Here is a 19673-nt window from a genome sequence, read left to right as displayed (position 1 = left end):
ATGAAAGTCGCCCACTCGTGGAGGGAGTGGGCGTTCTTCTGACAATGCAGCCGGAAAAGCACTCAAGGCGTCGAGGTTTTTGCCAAATGCAGCAACACATAGGGGGTTTTGTCGAACGCTGCGGTAAGCGTTGGCGTGATTGAACGCAGGCGCGGATCGTCCAGCGCCTGGAAATCAGCCTGGCTCATGACCAACCATGCCGGCGCCTGGACCGGTTTCAATTCGGCGGGCAATTGGGTAAACAGCGGAACCTTGTCGCAATCGAAGTTGACCATGAACTTGATGGCTTTCGCGTCTTTGCCCAGTGCGTGCAACACCAGCGGCGCCGGTTGCTGTTGAACCTGTGCCTTGACGGCGAGGCTGAAGGTGCGCGTGTTGTACACCTGACGTTCCAGGGGTTCAACCACCATGATGTAGGTGGTCCAGAGGGCAAGTACGGCGGCCAAGGCGGGACCGTAGGTGCGCAGCCGCGAGCGGAACAATGCCAGCAGGGCCAGCACCTGTAGCAAGCCAAGCACGACGAAGATCAGCTCAAGGTCGGCCAGCGGTTCCGGGTAGCGCCGCCGCGCCACCACCAAGCCAATGGCCAACAGCGTTGGCAACAGCGTCCAGATGCCCAGCATCAAGGCGCGCAGCCACGCAAACAGTCGCCCTTGTGTGACCGCGAAGGGATACGCGGCAATGATCGCGGCCATCGGCAACATCGGCAGGATATAGCGCGCTTTCTTGGCTTGGGGCACCGACAGCCCCAGCATCACCAACACACCGGCTGCCGCGCAGTAGAGCACCAGCTTCAATGCCGGGTCCGGCGCACGTCGACCGCCCATCAGCACCGCCAGCAGCACCAACAACGCGATTGGATAGGCCAGGGCGTAGTTGCCCAGGGAGCTGGTGAAGTAATACAGCACGCCGCCGGAGCCTTCGCTGCCATCCATGCGCCCCAGGAACTGCATGCGAATCACGTCATGCATGAAGTCTTCGCCGCCGCTGAGCTTGGCCAGCAGCAGCAACAGGCCGACGCAGGCTGCCAGCAGCGCCAGTGCCAGCAGGCCGAAGCTGAACAGTTGGCGCCACTGGCGGTTGATCAGGTAGTAGCTGCACAACACGCCCGTAGGGATCACCAGGCCGATCGGGCCACGGATGGCAAATCCCAGCAGCAACAGCAAAAACACCCAATGCAGGCGCTTGGCGGCAGCGAAATGATCATGGGCGTAGCCCAGGTAGAACACCGCCAACGCCACGGCGGCGAGCATCTGGTCGAGGGAGACTGCACGGGTTTCGCTGATGAACGTACTGCTGAGCAGCAGCATCGCAATACTCAGCAGGCCCCAACGTGGCGAGTAGGGTGCAGTGAGGCGATAGACCAGCACCACAATCAGCGCCGACGCGACCGCAGTGGGCAGCCACGCCGTCAGGCTGGTGACCTGGCCCAAGGGCACCGACAGCAGCCACGTCAACAGGGTCGACGTCGCCAGGTAATCGGCATACGGCTGACCATAGGTGGTGGGAAAGAAACTCGGCCCGTGACGCAGCATTTCCTGGGCAAACAGCACAAAGCGCGAATCAAAGCCGATGATCGCCTGGTGCCAGTTGCCGACGATAAACAGCAGCAGCGCCAAGAGCCCAAGCCCCAGCGACTGGTGGCGGATCGTTGCGCGCTGCGCGGACGGTAAGGCGATGTTCACCTAGCAAGCGTCCTTGACCTGTTCCACCCAGTTTTGCTGGGGGATCGGCAACTCGCAGGAATCGCCGCGGCCGATGGGGAAGTATTTGAAGCCTTTGCGCGCCAGGCGCTCGCCGTCGTACAGGTTACGGCCGTCGAAGATCACCGGGGTTTTCAGGCGCTGGTGAATCAGGTCAAAGTCCGGCGCCTTGAATTGCTGCCATTCGGTGCACACGATCAACGCATCGGCGCCGCCCAAGGTGGATTCCGGGGTGCCCATCAGCATCAGGCGCGGGTCATCGCCGTAGATGCGTTGGGTTTCCTGCATGGCTTCAGGGTCAAAGGCGCGCACATTGGCGCCGGCAGCCCACAGCGCTTCCATCAGCACGCGGCTGGGGGCATCACGCATGTCATCGGTGTTGGGCTTGAAGGCCAGGCCCCACAGGGCAAACGTCTTGCCCTTGAGGTTGCCCTGGAAGAACGCGTTGATGCGCTCGAACAACTTGCTCTTCTGGCGCTGGTTGATGGCTTCCACGGCTTCGAGCAGGTCGCTGGAGCAGTTGGCCTGCTTGGCGCTGTGGATCAGGGCGCGCATGTCTTTGGGGAAGCACGAGCCGCCATAACCGCAGCCGGGGTAGATAAAGTGGTAGCCGATGCGTGAGTCGGCACCGATGCCCAGGCGCACCGACTCAATGTCGGCACCCAGGTGTTCAGCCAACTCGGCGATCTGGTTGATGAAGCTGATCTTGGTGGCCAGCATGCAGTTGGCGGCGTACTTGGTCAGTTCTGCGCTGCGCAGGTCCATGAAGATGATGCGGTCGTGGTTGCGGTTGAACGGTGCGTACAGGTCGCGCATCACGTCGCGCACCTCTTCACGCTCGCAGCCGATGATGATCCGGTCCGGGCGGCGGCAGTCGGCAACGGCGGAGCCTTCCTTGAGGAATTCCGGGTTGGAGACGATATCGAACTGCAGCTCACGGCCGGCGGCACGCAGGTTATTGAGGATGTGGTCACGCAACGTGTCGCCGGTGCCTACCGGTACGGTGGATTTCTCCACCAGGATCACCGGCGCCACGCGATGGCGGGCAACTGCATCACCCACCGACAGCACGTATTTCAAGTCGGCCGAACCGTCTTCATCCGACGGCGTGCCCACAGCAATAAACAATACTTCACCGTGCTCGACGGCGAGTTTTTCGTCGTGGGTAAAGCGCAGGCGTCCGCTTTCCAGGTTGTCCTTGACCATGGCTGCCAGGCCCGGCTCGAAGATGGTCACATGCCCCTTCTGCAGTGACTCGACTTTGTGCTTGTCAACGTCCATGCAAATGACATCGTGACCGACTTCGGCTAATACCGTGGCCTGAACCAGACCAACGTAACCACTACCAAATACACTGATTTTCATGGGGTATTCCTGGGACTTGAGGTGCTAGCACGACGAGAGTTGATAACCAGTACGCCGAGGATGACCAAGGCCACCCCCAGGGTTTTTGAAAGCGAAAAATCTTCGTTGAACACCGGCAGGCTGGCGGCCAGCAAATACACCAGCGCGTAACTGATGCTGAGCAGCGAATAGGCGCGGCCCAGGGGTAAGTGCTTCAGTGCGCCGAGCCAGCACAGCATCGACAGCGCATAGGCGATGATCGCCAGGATCACCACGCCCAGGGCGCCGAGGTCGATGCTGTTATCCGTGAAGGCAGCCAGCCATTGGGTGGGCAGCGGCAGGCGCGTCATGCTCCAGCGCATGCCCAATTGGGCGCCACTCACCAGGCCGACACTGCCCAGGGCCAGGGCGAAACCCCGCATGCGGCTCATACCTGGCGCCCCAGCAAGACCACGCCGGCAATCACCAGCCCCACACCCAGCCAATGACGGGCATCAATGGGTTCGTGAAACACAAAGCGCGCCATCAGCGTGACCAGCACAAAATTCAGGCTGAGCATGGGGTAGGCAATGCCGACTTCCAGGCGCTGCAACACCAGCAGCCACACCAGCAAGCCCAGGCCCAGGCACACCAGCGCCGACCACAACCACGGCGAGCGCAGTTTCGGTGCCCAGCCGTCCGGCACGCCGCGCCAGCTCTCCACGGCGAATTTTTGCGAGACCTGGCCCATGCAGGTGAGCAGGCAGGCCGTGAGCAGTAGCAGCAGGGTGATCATGGCGCGACCTGCGGGAAAATCAGGATCACGATCTTGCCCTGCGCATAACGCTTGCCGTCAGTGGGCAGCAGCGCGAGTTCTTCCTTTTCGCCGGTGCTATTGACGCGCATCACCACGCCCACCGCACCGGTACGACGGGTTTCGGCCATCCACGTCTGGATGCGGTTACGGTCGACCAGACGCGGGGCCGTGTCCTCGTAAGCCAGGCCGTACTTGACCTCACCCGAGGTGTTGTACAGCGTGATATCCGGGCGTTTGAGGCGCCAGGACAGCGCCGACGCGGCGCCCAGGTCGTTGCTCAGCAGGGCAACGCTGGGCTGCAACTCGTCGATGTGATCAATGATGAACTGATCCGGGGTCTTGTTGTAAACCACCGAATGGGGCAACGCCGCAGGCACCAGCAGCACCAGAAATCCACTGCCGATCAGCGGCGCGGCCCACAATGCCAAGGGGCGTGCCGCTTGCAGCAGATTGACCACGATCCAGCCGAACAAAAAGATGAACACCAGCACCAGGCTGACGGTTTCCTCACCCGGTTCGTAGACCGGCTTCTTCAACTGGAACCAGCTGAGGGCCAGCAACACCAGCACACCCATCACCAGGTTCAACCAGCCATTGATGCGCAGCACACGGCCGTGGCCTTGAGCCAGTTTGTCGCTCAGGGCCGAGCCCATCAGCAAGGCCAGGGGGAGCATGCACGGCATGATGTAGGAGGGCAGCTTGCCTTTGGCCAGGCTGAAAAAGGCCAGGGGCATCAACAGCCACAGCAGCAGGAACGCGGTTTTCGGCACGCGCCGTTGCAGCCAGGCCTGCTTGAACGCGGACGGCAACAGCGCAACCCACGGCAGCGCGAACGCGACCAGCAGCGGCAAGTAATACCAGAAAGGTTCGGCGTGCTGGGCGTCTTCACCGGCAAAGCGTTGGATGTGCTCGTGCCAGAAAAAGAAATGCCAGTAGTCCGGCTCTTGCAGGTGCACGGCCAACGCCCACGGCACGCTGACAGCAATCGCCACCACCACGGCAACAGGGCCAAATTTGCACAACTCGCCAAAACGTTTTTGCCAGACGGCGTAGGGCAGGGCGACCAGCACCGGCAGCAACCAGGCCAGGAAGCCCTTGGTCATGAAGCCCATGCCGCACGCCAGGCCCAGCAAGGCCCAGGACCACAAGCGCGCACGCCGCGTGGTGCTGTCGAAACAGAACCACAAGGCCACGCCTGTCAGGTTGACCCAGAAGGTGAACTGCGGGTCCAGGTTGGCATAGCCGCCCAGCGCGGCCACGCTGACGAAGCTCATGTAGAGCAGCGTGCTGACCAGGCTTTTTTGCGGGTCGTTCCACAACCGGCGAGAGACCAGATACACCAGCAGAATGCTCAAACCGGTGCTCAATGCCGAGGCAAACCGCACGCCGAACAGGTTCTGCCCGAAGATCGCCTGGCCCAGCGCGATCATCCAATAGCCTGCGGCGGGCTTTTCGAAGTAGCGAATGCCCATGAAGTGCGGCGCGGCCCACTTGCCGGTCAGCAGCATTTCCTGGCTGATTTGCGCATAGCGGGTTTCATCTGGAATCCACAGGCCATGGGTGGCCAATGGCAGCAGGTAGAACACGGCAAACGCCAGCAGGAGCAAGGGCAAAGCCCAGCGGCGGATCATGCCTGCTGTACTCCCAGCCAACCCTCGCGGCCGCTCAATGCGCCGCGCACCAACTGTTGCTGGGGCAGGGTGGTCACATCCGCGGGCAACAGCTCGCCCAAGGGTTTGAACTCGATGCCGCGCTGCCCGGCCTGGGCGAGCAACTGGCGAAAATCATTGGCCATCAGAATCCCTTCTACTTCCGCGTGGATCGTGTAAACGTTCAGCTTTGACGCGTTGAACCGATCAAGAATGAAGCGGTTGAAATCGTTGGCAGCCACCACCGGCCCGACGACTTCGTCGAAGGTCGGCAGGTCTACCGGAATTTGTGGGGTGCCCGCGCTGCCATCGGCCAGGGTTGGTCGAAACAGACTGGAGCCCCGGCAATCGCTGTTGTAGCGAAAGTTGAAGCCTTGCTTGGCTTGCACCACACGCTCATCGGCACGCCAGCCGGCGGCCGCTGAACAGTCGATGCGCTCGCCGAGAATGTCGCTCAAGGTGTCTACGCCGCGTCGAATCTGCTCGACCAGTTGGGCCTCGCTCCAACGCCCGGTGTTGGCCTGCCAGCCATGGTGGTCCCAGGCGTGCAGGCCGACTTCATGCCCGGCCGCCTTGGCCTGGCGCATCAAATGCCCCAGGTCTCGGCCAATCGGCTTGCCTGGCCAGGCAGTGCCGGCCAACAAGATGTCCCAGCCATACAGGCCGGCCGCGTTGGAGCGCAGCATCTTCCACAAAAACTGCGGGCGGATCAGGCGCCACAAGTGACGCCCCATATTGTCCGGCCCTACACTGAAGAAGAACGTCGCCTTGACCCCGGCTTCCGCCAGGGAGTCGAGCAACCGCGGCACACCCTCACGGGTGCCGCGGTAGGTGTCGACGTCGATGCGAAGACCTGCCTGCATTACTTTTTATCCGCAATTTCAAGCATGGCTTCACGCAAGAAGAAATCGAGCGTGTTGCCGATGGTTTCGCTCATCTCTACGCTCGGCTCCCAGTTCAGCAGGCGCTTGGCGTTGTCGATGCTCGGCTTGCGGTGCGCCACGTCCTGGTAGCCCGTGCCGTAGAACGCCTTGCTCTCGACGTCGCGGAAACCAGCGAACGGCGGGAAGTTGTGGCGCAGCGGGTGGGCCTCGAACTGACGCAGCAGCTCCTCGCCCAACTGGCGGATGCTGGCTTCGTTTTCGGGGTTGCCGATGTTGATGATCTGGCCGTCGCAGACGCCATTGTCGTTATCAATGATGCGTGCCAGGGCTTCGATGCCGTCGGCAATGTCGGTGAAGCAACGCTTCTGCTCACCACCGTCGAACAGACGGATCGGCGTGCCTTCCACCAGGTTCAGGATCAGTTGGGTAATGGCGCGGGAGCTGCCGATACGCGCCGAGTCCAGGCGGTCCAGGCGCGGGCCCATCCAGTTGAATGGCCGGAACAGGGTGAACTTCAGGCCCTTGTCGCCGTAGGCCCAGATCACGCGGTCCAGCAGTTGCTTGGAGACGGAGTAGATCCAGCGTTGCTTGTTGACCGGGCCCACTACCAGGTTGGAGGTGTCTTCGTCGAAATACTGGTCTTGGCACATGCCATAGACTTCGGAGGTCGACGGGAAAATCACGCGCTTGTTGTACTTGACGCAGTAGCGCACCAGCTTGAGGTTTTCTTCGAAGTCCAGTTCGAATACGCGCAGCGGGTTACGGGTGTATTCGATCGGCGTGGCGATGGCCACCAGCGGCAGCACCACGTCGCATTTCTTGATGTGGTACTCGATCCATTCGGTGTGGATGCTGATGTCGCCTTCCACGTAATGGAAGTTGGGGTGGCTGCGCAGGCGCTCGATGGCGTCTGAGCCGATGTCCAGGCCATAGACTTCGTAGCGGTCGTCACGCAGCAGGCGCTCGGACAGGTGGTTACCGATAAAACCGTTCACGCCCAGGATCAGCACACGGGTACGGCGCGGCTTGCGGCCCGACTCGGCGCCGCGCAGCACGGAACCGTCTACCAGGCCCAACTCATCGGCCAGGGACGGGCCGGCCAGGTACAGGCCGTTTTCGTTGCGCTGGCCGAACTTGACCACCAGGGAATCTTCACCGCAGGCAATGCGCAGGGGGTTGACGCTGATTACACGGCCAGGCGCCAGACCTTCGTTGCCCTTGACCACGTCGGCTTGCCACACGATCAACTTGTGCTCGCCCACGGCGCAGAAGGCGCCCGGGTACGGCTGGGTCACTGCGCGTACCAGGTTGAACAGTTGCTCGGCGGGCTTTTTCCAGTCCAGCTTGCCATCGGCGGCGGTGCGACGACCGAAGTAGGTGGCTTTGCTGTCATCCTGGGCGGTTTCGATCAGCTTGCCCTGGGCCAGCTGTGGCAGGGCATCACGCAGCAGCGCCGTGGCCGCATCACGCAGCTTGGCGTGCAGGCTCAGGCCGGTATCGGTGCGCTCGATGGTGACTTTCTGCTGGGCCAGGATGGCGCCGGCATCGGCACGCTTGACCATGCGATGCAGGGTCACGCCGGTTTCGGTTTCGCCGTTGACCAGCACCCAGTTGGCCGGGGCGCGGCCACGGTACTTGGGCAGCAACGAGCCGTGCAGGTTGAACGCGCCTTTGCGGGCGGTGGCCAACAGCGGCTCGCTCAGCAGGTTGCGGTAGTAGAACGAGAAGATGTACTCCGGGTTCAGCTTGGCGATGCGTTCGATCCACAGCGGGTGGTTGGCGTCTTCCGGTGCATGCACCGGGATGCCATTGCGGGCGCAGAGTTGGGCGACGGAACCGTAGAAGTTGTTTTCCTTGGGGTCATCGGCATGGGTGAATACGGCGGCAATGTCGTAACCGGCGCTGAGCAGCGCTTCAATGCCTGCGCAACCAATATCGTGGTAGGCGAATACAACAGCTTTTGAACTCATGACTGGACCTGATCCGAAGAAGAAGTAGACGTATGGGAAGACACCAGGCCGTCGACCACGACGACTGGAGCCGGTGCTGCCGGTTGGTTGCGCAGCACTTTTTCAATAAAGAAGCGTGGGCGGGCGCGGACATCGCTGTACATGCGGCCCAGGTATTCGCCCAAAAGGCCCATGCCGATGAACTGGCCACCGGTGAACACGAACAACACCGCAAACAGCACGAACAGGCCATCACCGGCCCAGTCGGCGCCGAAGGCCAGGCGCATGACGATCAGGGCAAAGGCAAACAGCACGCCCAGTGCCGCCAGGCTGAAACCGACGATGGACAGCAGGCGCAAGGGCGTGGTGGTCATGCAGGTCAGCAGGTCGAACATCAGGCTGATCAGGCGCATGGCGCTGTATTTGGATTCGCCGTGCTCACGTTCGGCGTGGTGCACCAGGATTTCCGTGGTGTGGCGGGCAAAGCCGTTGGCCAGGATCGGGATGAACGTGCTGCGCTCACGGCAGGCGAGCATGGCGTCGACGATGGTGCGGCGGTAGGCGCGCAACATGCAGCCGTAGTCGGTCATGGCCACGCCGGTAGAGCGCTGCACGGCAAGGTTGATCAAGCGCGAGGGCCAGCGGCGGAAGGCCGAGTCCTGGCGGTTATTACGCACGGTGGCGACCACGTCGTAGCCCAGGGCGGCTTGCTCGACCAGGCGCGGGATTTCTTCCGGCGGGTTCTGCAGGTCGGCGTCAAGGGTGATCACCACTTCGCCACGGCACTGTTCAAAGCCGGCCATGATCGCCGCGTGCTGGCCGTAGTTGCGGTTAAGGATCACCGCCACCACATTGCTGCCGTCTTCGGCGGCGGCGTCTTCGAGCAGTTGGGCCGAATTGTCGCGGCTACCGTCATCCACTAGGATGATTTCGTATTCGTAAGCCAATTGCTTGCAGGCTGCCGTGGTGCGGCGCAGCAACTCAGGCAGGCTTTCTTGTTCGTTGTAGACCGGGATAACGATCGACACGCAATGAATAGGGTAGGGTTTCAAAGATTCATGACCTCGGGCTAAAGCGACTTCAAGCGTGAAAACAGCAGCGTTCATTGGGCAAAACTACAGCCCGCAGGATACAAAACGGGGCTAAAGATGATGCGTTTTCAATAGGTTAGTCGATAATCCACGGATTGCTCTCAAGTGTTGCCTACAAGGTTAAGCGCAAAAATGTGCAACGAATATGAAAGGCGGATGAAAAACTCGTTTATTTGACAGGCAGACAGCTAGGGTTCAGCTAAGTAATCAAGGCGTTACATGTAGGCCTCACAGGGCGATATCGGAGCTTCGTGCAAGACGCTTGGTTCAATCTGAGCGAGGCGATCAGCCCAATGTTTGCCCTTCAACAATCTTCTCTGCATTGGCGCTCAAGTGCCGGTAAAGTAAGCCCTCTCTTGCCAGGGTACTCGGATGAATAGCGTGCAGCTTTTACGCGGCCAGTTGCGGCCAGCGCTGATGGGATTGTTGATGACGGTGGCCTGTGTCACCAGCGTGCGGGCTGATCAGGGCGTCGCGCTGACCCCACTGGACCAGGTGCCGGACGGGGTGGAAGTGCGCGGCAAGCAGGTCGCCGCCTATACCTGGGATGACCGCCAAGGCAAAAACCTGCTGGTACTCGCCGAGCAAGTCGGTGAGCGCGATGACGATGGTACCCAGTCGGCCTTTGTCTACGCGGCGCAATACGTGCTGGGAGGCGAGCGCCCCAAGCGCGTGTGGATGCTGTACGACGATGTACAGCACTGCGAATTCGACGCCGGGCTGCGCTTTGACCGGGCTGCCACCAAGGTCACCGACCTGCTGGGCGACGGCAATACCCAGGCCACGGTCGGTTATTCGCGGGCCTGCACCAGTGATGTCAGCCCCAACGAATTCAAGCTGATCATGCATGCCGGAAAGTCCGAGAAGTATCGTCTGCGCGGCCTCGACCGCGTGGGCGCAAGTTGGTGGGATGAGGACGCTGGCGCCTTGCGCGGCATGCCACTGCCCACTGACTGCAGCGTCGTGGCGCAGCAAGCGTTGGTCAGCCAATACAAGGAGCAGGGCACCGAACTGCCCCTGCCAGGCTGCTATGGCGACGAGAAGGACTTTGCCAAGGCGCCGGACAGTTACCTCGCTTTTATGCGCCAGCAGTGGTTCGCGCTGATGCAGCAACAGGACGCCGACTGGAGCCAGTCCCAGGCCCAACCCCAGGCAGCCAGTGAGGACGACGATACAGCCCCGTGATTTTGTGCCAGGGCCGCTCCTGGGTTAGACTCGGCCTTCGCCAACCCACTAAATACATCGACTAATCAAATAGTTGGTCGATGTATTTAATCCAAAGGCTGATCTACCTTGACCGAGTCCATTCGCAACCCGCTGACCCTTTACCTCACCCGCCTGGCGCCTTCCAGCCAGTTAACCATGCGCTACGTGCTGCAGGATGCCGCCGACCGCCTGGGTTTCGAAGATCTCAACCTCGAAGAGATTGACTGGCACCTGCTGCAGCCCGAACACGTCATCGCACTGGTGGCTGCCTTGCGCGAGGACGGCTTAGCGCCGAACACTTCGTCGCTGTATGTGAATGCGGTGCGCGGGGTGATGAATGAGGCGTGGCGCATGAGCTTGATCAGCCAGGACCACCTGTTGAAGATGCGCTCGGTCAAGGCCACACCCGGTACGCGCCTGAGCCAGGGCCGCAATCTGCGCCGCACCTTGATCCGCGAGATGCTCGACGTCTGCGCCGCCGACCCCCGGCCTCAGGGCCTGCGGGATGCCGCAGTGATCGGTCTGTTATATGGCTCGGGCATGCGCAAGTCGGAGTCGGTGAACCTGGACCTGGCACAGATCAACTTTGACGAGCGCAGCTTGCGCGTGATCGGCAAGGGCAACAAAGAGCTGGTCAAGTACGCGCCGGACTGGGCGTTTGCCAAGCTGCAGGCCTGGCTGGCGTTCCGCCGCGAGCACCTCAAGGAAGGCGAGCAGGACGACAGCTTCTTGTTCAACCGTATTCGGCGAGGCAGCCATATCACCCGGGAACGCATCACCAAGCATGCGATTTACTACATCGCGCGCCAGCGCGGCGATCAAGTGGGGGTCAAGATCATGCCCCATGATTTCCGTCGTTCGTTTATCACGCGGGTGATCGAGGAGCATGATTTGTCGATTGCGCAGAAACTGGCGCATCACACCAATATCCAGACCACCGCCAGCTATGACGTGCGTGACGACAATGAGCGGCGGCGGGCGGTGGATCGATTTGATTTGTAGGCTTGTGGATACACCACGATTCAAATGTGGGAGCTGGCTTGCCTGCGAAGAGGGCCTCACAGGCAACCAGAATGTTGAATCTGCCTGCTCCTCTGCTCAGGAGGAAGGCGGGACGCTTGAGACCAGGTTAGCCGGCAAGCGCCGCAACGTCCACAAGGTGGTCAGCATCGCGGCAAGCGCACACAGCGCAATGCCGATCAACATCGGCGCCGGTGTATGGTCGGCAAAGATCCCCACCAAGGTCATCGCCACAGCCGCCGTGACCATCTGGATCGCGCCCAGCAGTGCAGACGCAGAACCCGCCACCGCACCATGATCCTCCAGCGACAGTACCCCGGCCGCCGGCAATAGCAGGCCAAGAAAGCCAAAACCGATAAACAACAGCCCCATCATCAAGCCCAGGCTGTCACCCCACAGCGTAGTAGCCGCCAGCAAGCTCATGACCGCCGCCACGCCCACCACCGACCAGCGAATCAACGGCGCCAGGCCAAAGCGGGCGCTGAGGCGGGCGGTCAATTGGCTCATGGCAAAAAACGAAGCCGCGTTGAGCGCAAAGCACAGGCTGAACTGGGTCGGTGTCAGGCCAAAAAATTCGATGTACACGAAGGGCGCGCTGCCGATGAACACGAAAAAGGTGGCCAGGCCAAACCCGCACACCACCGACAAACCCGTAAAGACCGGGTCGCGGAGGAGGGCGCCATAACTGCCGAACGCCTGGCCCATTGTCTTGCCCAGGCGGCGCTCGGCCGGGTGGGTTTCTGGCAGTTGTACGGCGGTCATCACCAGACACAGCACGGCCACCACCGCCAACACGGCAAACACTTCGCGCCAGCTCCAGATCGAAATCACCAGGCTACCGGCCAGCGGCGCGAGGATCGGCGAAACACTCATCACCAGCATCAACAAAGCCATCAGACGCGCCGCTTCATGGCCGGTATACAGGTCACGGACAATCGCCCGTGGGATCACCATGCCCGCACAGGCACCGAACGCTTGTATGGCTCGAAAGCCGATCAGCACTTCGATAGTCGGGGCCAGTGCGCAGCCGACGCTGCCAATGGCAAAGATCACCAAACCTGCATAAATCGGAGGTTTACGCCCGAACACGTCGCTGAGGGGGCCGTAGAACAACTGGCACACGCCGATAATCATGAAGAACACCGTCAAACTCATCTGCACGGCCGCCGGCGAGGCCTGGAGGCTGGCGCCCAGGGTCGGCAGCGCCGGCAGATAGATGTCGATAGCAAACGGGCCCACGGCGGTGATCAAGCCCAGCAACAGGGCGAGACGGGCGATACGTTGAGGCATTTGGCAGATCCAGGTAGAGCAACGGACGGTCAGCTTAAGGGAACCGCGCAGATCCGCAAACTTAGGCTTCACTAACAAGCAACAGCTGCCGATACAGCTAGCAGCGACATTGAAACGGTTGGGTTCCCAACCGGCGGTCCTGGCACGGGGTACCACTATGACGATCAAATTACGCTTGGTGCTGTTGATTGCGACCGGGTTGCTCACCGCTTTGATCATGAGCCTGGCTGGCTACCTGGGCAATACGCGGATGGCCGATGCGGTACAGGACAACGACGTCAGCATGACGGTACTGCGTAACCACATGGAAGCCGACATGATGCACGACGCCCTGCGTGCGGATGTACTGTCAGCCATGTTGGTCGGGCTGGGCAAAAGCACCAGTACGCCGGCCGAGGTCAACAGCTCGATCAAGGAGCATGCCGAGCACTTTCGCGAGGTGCTGGCGGACAATCTCAAGCTGCCGTTGGACGCCTCGATCAAGGCCAGCCTGGAAAAAATCAAACCCAGCCTGGACACCTACATCAGTGCCGGCGAGCGCATCGTCGCGCTGGCCCTGGACAATCCCGAGGCCGCACGAGGGGAACTGCAGACCTTCAATGCCGCGTTCAGCCAACTGGAAGATCAAATGGCGGCGTTGAGCGAACTGATCGAAAACAATACCCAACTCACCAGCACCGGTACCCGGCAAACCATCAGTAACGCTAACTGGACCTTGATTATCGTATTGGGGGCGAGCCTGCTATTGCTGCTTGCGCAAGGACGTTGGGTGACCCTGAGCATCATGGGGCCGTTGCGCACCGCCAGCCGTATTGCCCAGAGCATTGCCCATGGCAACCTGAGCGAGCCGATTGTCGAACCCAAGAACCAGGACGAAGCCAGTGCACTGATCCGCAGCCTGGCGACGATGCAGCGGGATTTGCGCGGCATGATCGAAGTGGTTCGCAGCAACGCCAACGGCGTCAATGGCATGAGCGAGCGCCTCAGCCAGGGTTGCCATGAAGTGGCAGGCAGCAGCCAGCAACAAAGCGTCGCCGCCAGCACCATGGCCGCCGCCGCGAGCGAAATGACCGCCAGCATCGAAGAAATCACCCGTCACGCCCAACGTGCTCTGGACATGGCCAGCCAGGCTGAAACCCTGGCCAAGGACGGCGGCCGGGTTATCCACCAGGTGGTCAGCGACATGGATGGCATCGCCCGTTCTGCCCAACAGTCAGCCCAAGTGATCCGCACGCTGGACAAGGAGTCCGAGGCGATCTACAGCATTATCCAGGTGATCAAGGGGATTGCCGACCAGACCAACCTGCTGGCCCTGAACGCCGCGATCGAAGCCGCCCGCGCCGGTGAACAAGGGCGCGGCTTTGCGGTCGTGGCCGACGAAGTGCGCAGCCTGGCCGGACGCACCAGCGCCTCCACCCAGGAAATCGCCAGCATGGTCGGGAGTATCCAGCAGAACACCCGTGAAGCGGTGATCAGCATGGAGGAGGGCGTTGCCCAAGTGGACAAGGGCATGGCGGTGACTGCCGAGGTGGAGCGCGCCATTCGCGATATCCTCCAGGCTACGCTGAGTACCACTGAATTGGTCAACGATATTTCACGCACGATTAGTGAGCAGAGCCTGGCCAGTAATGAGATCGCTCATCAGGTGGAGAGAATTGCGGGGATGTCGGAAAGTAACAGTCGGGTGATTGGCGAGACGGCGTCGACGACGGATGAATTGTCGAGTTTGGCGGGGAAGCTTTCGCAGTCGGTGGATCGGTTTAGGCTTTGATCTGGGGCAACAGCTTATAACTCAACTAAATAGTCATTTAGTTTAGTTATGCACAAACGCTATTAAAAAGGAGGAGGGTAGCTCAGCAGATGAACTCGGGGGTAGCTCATCCTTGCTCGTTATCTTCCAAATTTGAACGCTATCTCTCAAGGATTAGAAATTAGCGCCCAGTGAAATCACGTGTAGTCGGTAACAAGTCACGTCGTTTATGGGCTGCAACCATCAATCGCGTGGATGGCTGAATTGGTCCTACGCACGAACTGGCGTCAGGATTATGGTGCCGTTAGGTTTCACTTCCAGGTCGAGTTTGTCGCCGCTGGCTAACTTGATGGCCGACAGGAGATCGTCAGTCAGCGGTATGATTAAATCGCCAGTGTCATCAGCTGCATCCTGGCATTTTACTTTCCAGCTCGTATTTTTAGCCTTGGGTTTCGGGTTCATTATTTTCTCCAGGTGATCAGATGACAGAGCCAATTTATGATTATGACCCAGCAGACTCGCTGGTTGATTCAGAGGCCGTAGCTGTATTTTTGGCTGATGCACACGACACCCAGGATTCATCGTTCTGAACCTGTGTTGCTAGTAGCAACACCTGAGCGCTGATCACCAGGTGAAATATAGCCTCCAGAGCCCCCCAGCTCCGTATAGGACGGTTCGCATAATGTATATTATGTTAAATTAAGTGTTATGCCTTATAGGTTCATGAGCTACGTAAGTCACTGATTCGACGAATTCGTTTTTACGCCTACTCTCTCAACGGGCCATGTCCATAATGCCGTTTCTCTTCAGGTCAACGACTACCGCTGTTCGTGCAAACTGGTGACGCGGCGCCGTTGCCCAGGCTCGTCCCGTTCATGTACGTCCACTCAGACTCAGGAACCGCGCTTTCAATGATGCCTGGCGGCGAGTACCTTGAAGCCCTCGATGTCGACTCGGTTTGACGCGGGCGCTGGCGAAAGCGCTTGATGAAACTCGCGTTGATCAACTCTTACACATCCAGATTCAAAGCACAGTTGACTAGCGACGCTTCGCTCCTCCTACGATGAGCGCGTCGGTAATCTCAGTTCAGCGCACAATCCGCCGCCTTCGCGATTTCTCAAGGTCAGGGTGCCGCCGAGGGCTTGTGCCAGTTGCTGGGCGATAGCCAGGCCCAGGCCCGTGCCGCCGGTGCTGCGGTTGCGCGAATTTTCCACGCGGTAAAATGGCTCAATCACACGGGCCAGCTCCTCTTCGGCAATGCCGGGACCACGATCCATCACGGTCACCGAGAGGCTGTCGCCCTCCTCCGGCTCGACCCGCAGCTGCGCGGCACCGGCGAATTTGAGCGCGTTATCCGTGAGGTTTACCAGCACTCGGCGCAGCGCGTGGGGCCGCGTGTGAATCACTGCGTTGCTTTTGCCGCTGAGCTGCACATCCTTGCCCATGTCCTGGTAGTCGAACACGAGGCTGTCGAGGAATGAATCAAGATCGGTACGGCGGCTTTCCTCGGTGGCGCCATGCACGCTACGGGCATAGGCAACGCCTTCACGCACCAGATGCTCCATCTCGCCGAGGTCATTCCACAATTTGTCTTTGTCGCCGCAGTCGTCCATCAATTCGGCACGCAGCTTCATGCGCGTGATTGGGGTTTGCAGGTCGTGGGAAATCGCCGCCAGCAGTTGCATGCGTTCTTTCAGATAGGCCGCAATGCGCGCCTGCATGGCATTGAAGGCGATGGCAGCGTGTGCGACTTCGGTCGGGCCTTGTTCATCCAGATGCACCGGGTGAGTGTTGGGATCGAGGTTTTCCACGGCCTGGGCCAGGCGGGTCAGCGGGCTTATGGCAATGCGAACGGCCAGCCACGTGCATAGAATCATCAAGGCCAACTGGCCCAGCAAAACCACGGGCAGCCACGGCGACAACGGCACCATCGAGGGGCGCACGTCGATGGTCACCGGGCTGCCGTCGGCCAGTTTCAGATGGACCTGGAAATGTTTGATAGGCCCGGGAATGTCTGTCACGGTCATCGGGTAATCCTTGCCGATGGCCTCCTTGATCGAGGTCACTGCAATCGGCGTGTCACGCAGAGCGACGCCTGGCGAGCCTTCGTCGAGCAAATAGCGGTAATTGCGTCGATCCAGTTGTTTCAACCAACTCATGCGTTCCTCGGCGGGCAAGCGGTCAAGGATGGCAATGGACGTCGATACATCGGTTTCCAGGTTACCGAGCATGGTGTTTTTCGCGGTTTCGTAACGCTCGTAATACTGCACGCCGAAGGACAAGGCCTGCGCCAGGGTCAGCCCTACCAGAAAGATCAGCGAAAGCCGCGAGATGAGGGTACGAGGCCAATGCAGCGAAGGCTTCATGCCGGTGCTCCAAGCACTTGCACCGGCAGCGAGAAGACATACCCCTCGCTGCGTACGGTTTTGATGTAAGCCGGCTCGCGCGCATCGTCAAGCAGGCGTTGGCGCAGGCGGCTGACCAGCAGATCAATGGAACGGTCGAACAGGTCGGCGTCACGGCCCTGGGTCAGGTTGAGCAACTGGTCGCGATTGAGTACCCGTTGCGGATGGTCGAGGAACACCCGCAGCAGGCGATATTCAGCGCCGCTGAGGGCGACCATGGTGCCGTCTTCATCAAGCAGATGGCGGGCGGAGGTGTCCAGGCGCCAGCGCCCGAACCCCAGCCACCTTCCGGTTTCGGTAACGACCAGGTTGGGCGGCAGCATGCGCGTACGGCGCAGCACAGCGTTGATGCGCGCCAGCAATTCACGGGCGGCGAACGGCTTGACCAGGTAATCGTCGGCGCCCATTTCCAAACCGATGATGCGGTCGGTTTCGTCGTTGCGGGCGGTCAGCATCAGCACCGGCGTGGCCTTGTGTTTGCCGGCGCGAATGTCGCGGCAGAGCACCAGGCCATCGTCGCCGGGCATCATGATGTCAAGCACGATCAGGTCTACCGGCGTGGCCTCGAGAAACGAGCGCATCTGGCGGCCATCGGCAACCACGGTGGTGCGCAGGCCGTTCTTCTTCAGGTAGTTGCCTACCATCTCTCGAATCTCACGGTCATCGTCCACGATGAGGATGTGATCAACGTGTTCCATGGGCCAAGCCTCTGTCATTGGAAATTGCGGCTCAGTCTATAGAGGCTGAGCCCGTTCGCCCGTGGCGGTTTGTATTGCAGTGTATCTGCTGTGGCGAAGGATACATGCAGAGGCAAAAACAACAATTTCCTAGGTTTTGTATGGCTGTGTATCGGGACGGGGTCCTGATACGAACCGATTTATCCGCGCCTGTTTTTGACACAGACGAGATACCTCGCGGGCTTCTAATGAGCCACATCGAGGCCAACCCTAGCGCCTCGGCTCAACCGAACGACCCAACCCTTGAAGCCTTGAGGAAACGACCATGAACACCAATACCCTCTATGCCACTTGCCTGTTTGCCGCCCTGAATATCTGCACCTTCTCGGCCCGCGCCGAAGCCGACGTCACGCCGCAGACCTACACCTACGGCACGCACCTGGACATCCAGAAAGTGGTGGCATTGACACAGGATGCCGGGGCGGCCTGCGGCATTGTCGATGCCCAGCTGACCTACCTGAATTCGCAGGGCAAGACCGAGATCCTGAACTACCGCAAATTTGCCGAATGCCACAGCGATAACTGAGCCCGGCCCACATTTCATCAGGAGACCCTTATGTTCCTCATCGCATTCCTGGGCGGCTTATTGACCGTCCTCAGCCCTTGTATCCTGCCGGTCGTGCCATTTCTGTTCGCGGGTATCGACCGCACACGCTCATCGATCCTGCTTACCCTTGGTGGCATGGTCCTGACCTTCGCGCTGGTTTCCAGCCTGGCCGTGGTCAGCAGTGAATGGGTGATTCAGGCCAACAACACCGGGCGTCATGTGGCACTGGTGGTGATGGCGCTGTTTGCCTTGTCGCTGATCTCGGCGCGAATCAGTGGCTGGCTGGCCAGCCCGTTCGTGTTACTGGGCAATTGCCTCGACCCCCAGACGCGCAAAATGTCCGGGCCGCTGGGTTCGCTGATGATCGGCGTCGCCACCGGCCTGCTCTGGGCGCCGTGCGCCGGGCCTATCCTCGGGGTGATCCTTACCGGCGCCATGCTGCAAGGCGCCAATGCGCAAACCAGCCTGCTGCTGGTGGCCTACGGCCTGGGCAGTGCACTGTCGTTGGGTACGCTGATTTTCGCCGGACGTGGTTTAGTCAATCGCCTGAAGGCCTCGATTCCGGTTACTGGTTGGCTGCGGCGCGCCACCGGTTTTGCGGTCCTGGCCGCAGCGCTGATGATTTCTACCGGTGCCGACAAGACGCTGTTGGCCGGGGCGTCGTCCGAAGGCGTCAGCGTGCTGGAAAACGGGGTGCTGCAAAGCGTCCCCAAAGTCGTCGAATACCTGGTAAGCAAGGCCAAGGCCGAACCCACCCTCGACAACGCCCGAGGCCCGATGCCGTCGCTTTCTGGCGCGGTGGAATGGCTCAATTCGCCCGCACTGACCAGTGAATCGCTCAGAGGCAAGGTGGTGCTCGTCGATTTCTGGACTTACGACTGCATCAATTGCCAGCATACCCTGCCGTACGTGAAGGACTGGGCGCAGAAGTACCAGAAGGATGGCTTGGTGGTAATCGGCGTCCACACCCCGGAATACGGTTTTGAACGCATCATCAGCAATGTCAGGGATGAGGTGAAAAAGCTCGGCATCACTTACCCGGTAGCCATCGATAACAACTACGCGATCTGGCGCAACTTCGATAACCAGTACTGGCCCGCGCACTACCTGATCGACGCCAAAGGGCAAGTGCGTTTCACCCACTTCGGAGAAGGACGCTACGAGACGCAGGAAAAGATGATTCAGCAACTGCTGCAGGAGGCGAAAGCTCCAGCCGCGTAACCCTTGAAAACCCATGGCCCACAGGCAACGTGCTGTGGGCCATTAGCTTTTTCTCCTGCGGCCTGGGTTGCGCGACCACCC

17 protein-coding genes and 1 pseudogene are annotated in these 19673 nt (G+C 60.3%); 6 read left to right on the top strand and 12 right to left on the bottom strand.

Annotated elements, in window-relative coordinates; all coding sequences use genetic code 11:
* Positions 1-62: 62 nt before the first annotated feature.
* Genes BT199_RS12375 through arnC form a run of 8 tightly spaced genes read right to left on the bottom strand, consistent with a single transcriptional unit; the run spans position 63 to position 9377 of the window.
* Positions 63-1685: an ArnT family glycosyltransferase gene (locus tag BT199_RS12375; protein ID WP_072434571.1), complete on the bottom strand. Its 1623-nt coding sequence runs from the start codon at positions 1683-1685 to the stop codon at positions 63-65.
* Positions 1686-3068, bottom strand: coding sequence for a UDP-glucose dehydrogenase family protein (locus BT199_RS12370; RefSeq protein ID WP_014718468.1), 1383 nt, complete (start codon positions 3066-3068; stop codon positions 1686-1688). It abuts the gene before it with no gap.
* Entirely contained in the window at positions 3065-3478 is a 414-nt protein-coding gene (arnF, locus tag BT199_RS12365; RefSeq protein WP_014718467.1) for a 4-amino-4-deoxy-L-arabinose-phosphoundecaprenol flippase subunit ArnF, read from the bottom strand. Before arnF ends, BT199_RS12370 begins: the two co-directional genes overlap by 4 nt.
* Positions 3475-3822, bottom strand: a complete 348-nt coding sequence (gene arnE, locus BT199_RS12360) for a 4-amino-4-deoxy-L-arabinose-phosphoundecaprenol flippase subunit ArnE (RefSeq protein WP_014718466.1) — start codon at positions 3820-3822, stop codon at positions 3475-3477. Before arnE ends, arnF begins: the two co-directional genes overlap by 4 nt.
* Positions 3819-5474, bottom strand: coding sequence for a lipid IV(A) 4-amino-4-deoxy-L-arabinosyltransferase (gene arnT, locus BT199_RS12355; RefSeq protein WP_072434570.1), 1656 nt, complete (start codon positions 5472-5474; stop codon positions 3819-3821). The genes arnE and arnT overlap by 4 nt, the downstream gene beginning before the upstream one ends.
* A complete protein-coding gene (gene arnD / locus BT199_RS12350; RefSeq protein WP_014718464.1) occupies positions 5471-6355 on the bottom strand; it encodes a 4-deoxy-4-formamido-L-arabinose-phosphoundecaprenol deformylase in 885 nt (294 codons plus the stop codon). The genes arnT and arnD overlap by 4 nt, the downstream gene beginning before the upstream one ends.
* Entirely contained in the window at positions 6355-8346 is a 1992-nt protein-coding gene (gene arnA, locus BT199_RS12345; protein ID WP_072434569.1) for a bifunctional UDP-4-amino-4-deoxy-L-arabinose formyltransferase/UDP-glucuronic acid oxidase ArnA, read from the bottom strand. The genes arnD and arnA overlap by 1 nt, the downstream gene beginning before the upstream one ends.
* The gene (arnC, locus tag BT199_RS12340; protein ID WP_003191219.1) at positions 8343-9377 is read right to left on the bottom strand and encodes an undecaprenyl-phosphate 4-deoxy-4-formamido-L-arabinose transferase; all 1035 of its coding nucleotides are present in this window, start codon (positions 9375-9377) and stop codon (positions 8343-8345) included. The genes arnA and arnC overlap by 4 nt, the downstream gene beginning before the upstream one ends.
* Positions 9378-9788: 411 nt before the next feature.
* Here arnC and BT199_RS12335 point away from each other — a divergent pair, with 411 nt between their 5' ends.
* Both BT199_RS12335 and xerC read left to right on the top strand, forming a co-directional pair.
* On the top strand, positions 9789-10601 hold the full coding sequence (locus tag BT199_RS12335) for a M949_RS01915 family surface polysaccharide biosynthesis protein (RefSeq protein WP_032902545.1): 813 nt from the start codon (positions 9789-9791) through the stop codon (positions 10599-10601).
* Between the two features lie 108 nt (positions 10602-10709).
* Positions 10710-11624, top strand: a complete 915-nt coding sequence (gene xerC / locus BT199_RS12330; RefSeq protein WP_014718461.1) for a site-specific integrase — start codon at positions 10710-10712, stop codon at positions 11622-11624.
* A 96-nt stretch (positions 11625-11720) separates the two neighbouring features.
* On the opposite strand, the gene BT199_RS12325 is transcribed toward xerC, so the two are convergent.
* The gene (locus tag BT199_RS12325; protein WP_072434568.1) at positions 11721-12932 is read right to left on the bottom strand and encodes a multidrug effflux MFS transporter; all 1212 of its coding nucleotides are present in this window, start codon (positions 12930-12932) and stop codon (positions 11721-11723) included.
* A gap of 157 nt (positions 12933-13089) precedes the next feature.
* Here BT199_RS12325 and BT199_RS27680 point away from each other — a divergent pair.
* Positions 13090-13845, top strand: a pseudogene (locus tag BT199_RS27680) (MCP four helix bundle domain-containing protein); the annotation flags it as partial.
* The gene (locus BT199_RS27675) at positions 13840-14703 is read left to right on the top strand and encodes a methyl-accepting chemotaxis protein (protein ID WP_371914259.1); all 864 of its coding nucleotides are present in this window, start codon (positions 13840-13842) and stop codon (positions 14701-14703) included. The pseudogene BT199_RS27680 and the gene BT199_RS27675, both read left to right, overlap by 6 nt.
* A 249-nt stretch (positions 14704-14952) precedes the next feature.
* On the opposite strand, the gene BT199_RS12315 is transcribed toward BT199_RS27675, so the two are convergent.
* From BT199_RS12315 to BT199_RS12305, 3 genes are all read right to left on the bottom strand, one after another.
* Positions 14953-15144, bottom strand: coding sequence for a hypothetical protein (locus BT199_RS12315; RefSeq protein WP_014718458.1), 192 nt, complete (start codon positions 15142-15144; stop codon positions 14953-14955).
* A gap of 596 nt (positions 15145-15740) precedes the next feature.
* The gene (locus BT199_RS12310; protein WP_072434566.1) at positions 15741-17048 is read right to left on the bottom strand and encodes a sensor histidine kinase; all 1308 of its coding nucleotides are present in this window, start codon (positions 17046-17048) and stop codon (positions 15741-15743) included.
* Positions 17045-17785 (bottom strand): response regulator, encoded by a 741-nt coding sequence (locus BT199_RS12305; RefSeq protein ID WP_014718447.1) that lies wholly within the window; start codon positions 17783-17785, stop codon positions 17045-17047. Before BT199_RS12305 ends, BT199_RS12310 begins: the two co-directional genes overlap by 4 nt.
* 304 nt (positions 17786-18089) lie before the next feature.
* Here BT199_RS12305 and BT199_RS12300 point away from each other — a divergent pair, with 304 nt between their 5' ends.
* The gene (locus BT199_RS12300; protein WP_014718446.1) at positions 18090-18350 is read left to right on the top strand and encodes a DUF2790 domain-containing protein; all 261 of its coding nucleotides are present in this window, start codon (positions 18090-18092) and stop codon (positions 18348-18350) included.
* Positions 18351-18380: 30 nt separating this feature from the next.
* Positions 18381-19592 carry a cytochrome c biogenesis protein DipZ gene (locus BT199_RS12295; protein WP_014718445.1) on the top strand — a complete coding sequence of 404 codons (1212 nt, stop codon included), beginning with the start codon at positions 18381-18383 and terminating at the stop codon, positions 19590-19592.
* Positions 19593-19673: the final 81 nt, after the last annotated feature.

The sequence above is a fragment of the Pseudomonas sp. NFR02 genome, assembly GCF_900119375.1.
Classification (GTDB): domain Bacteria; phylum Pseudomonadota; class Gammaproteobacteria; order Pseudomonadales; family Pseudomonadaceae; genus Aquipseudomonas; species Aquipseudomonas paracarnis.
The sequence above is the reverse complement of the archived record's forward strand: the minus strand, read 5'-3'. Positions and strand labels throughout refer to the sequence as shown.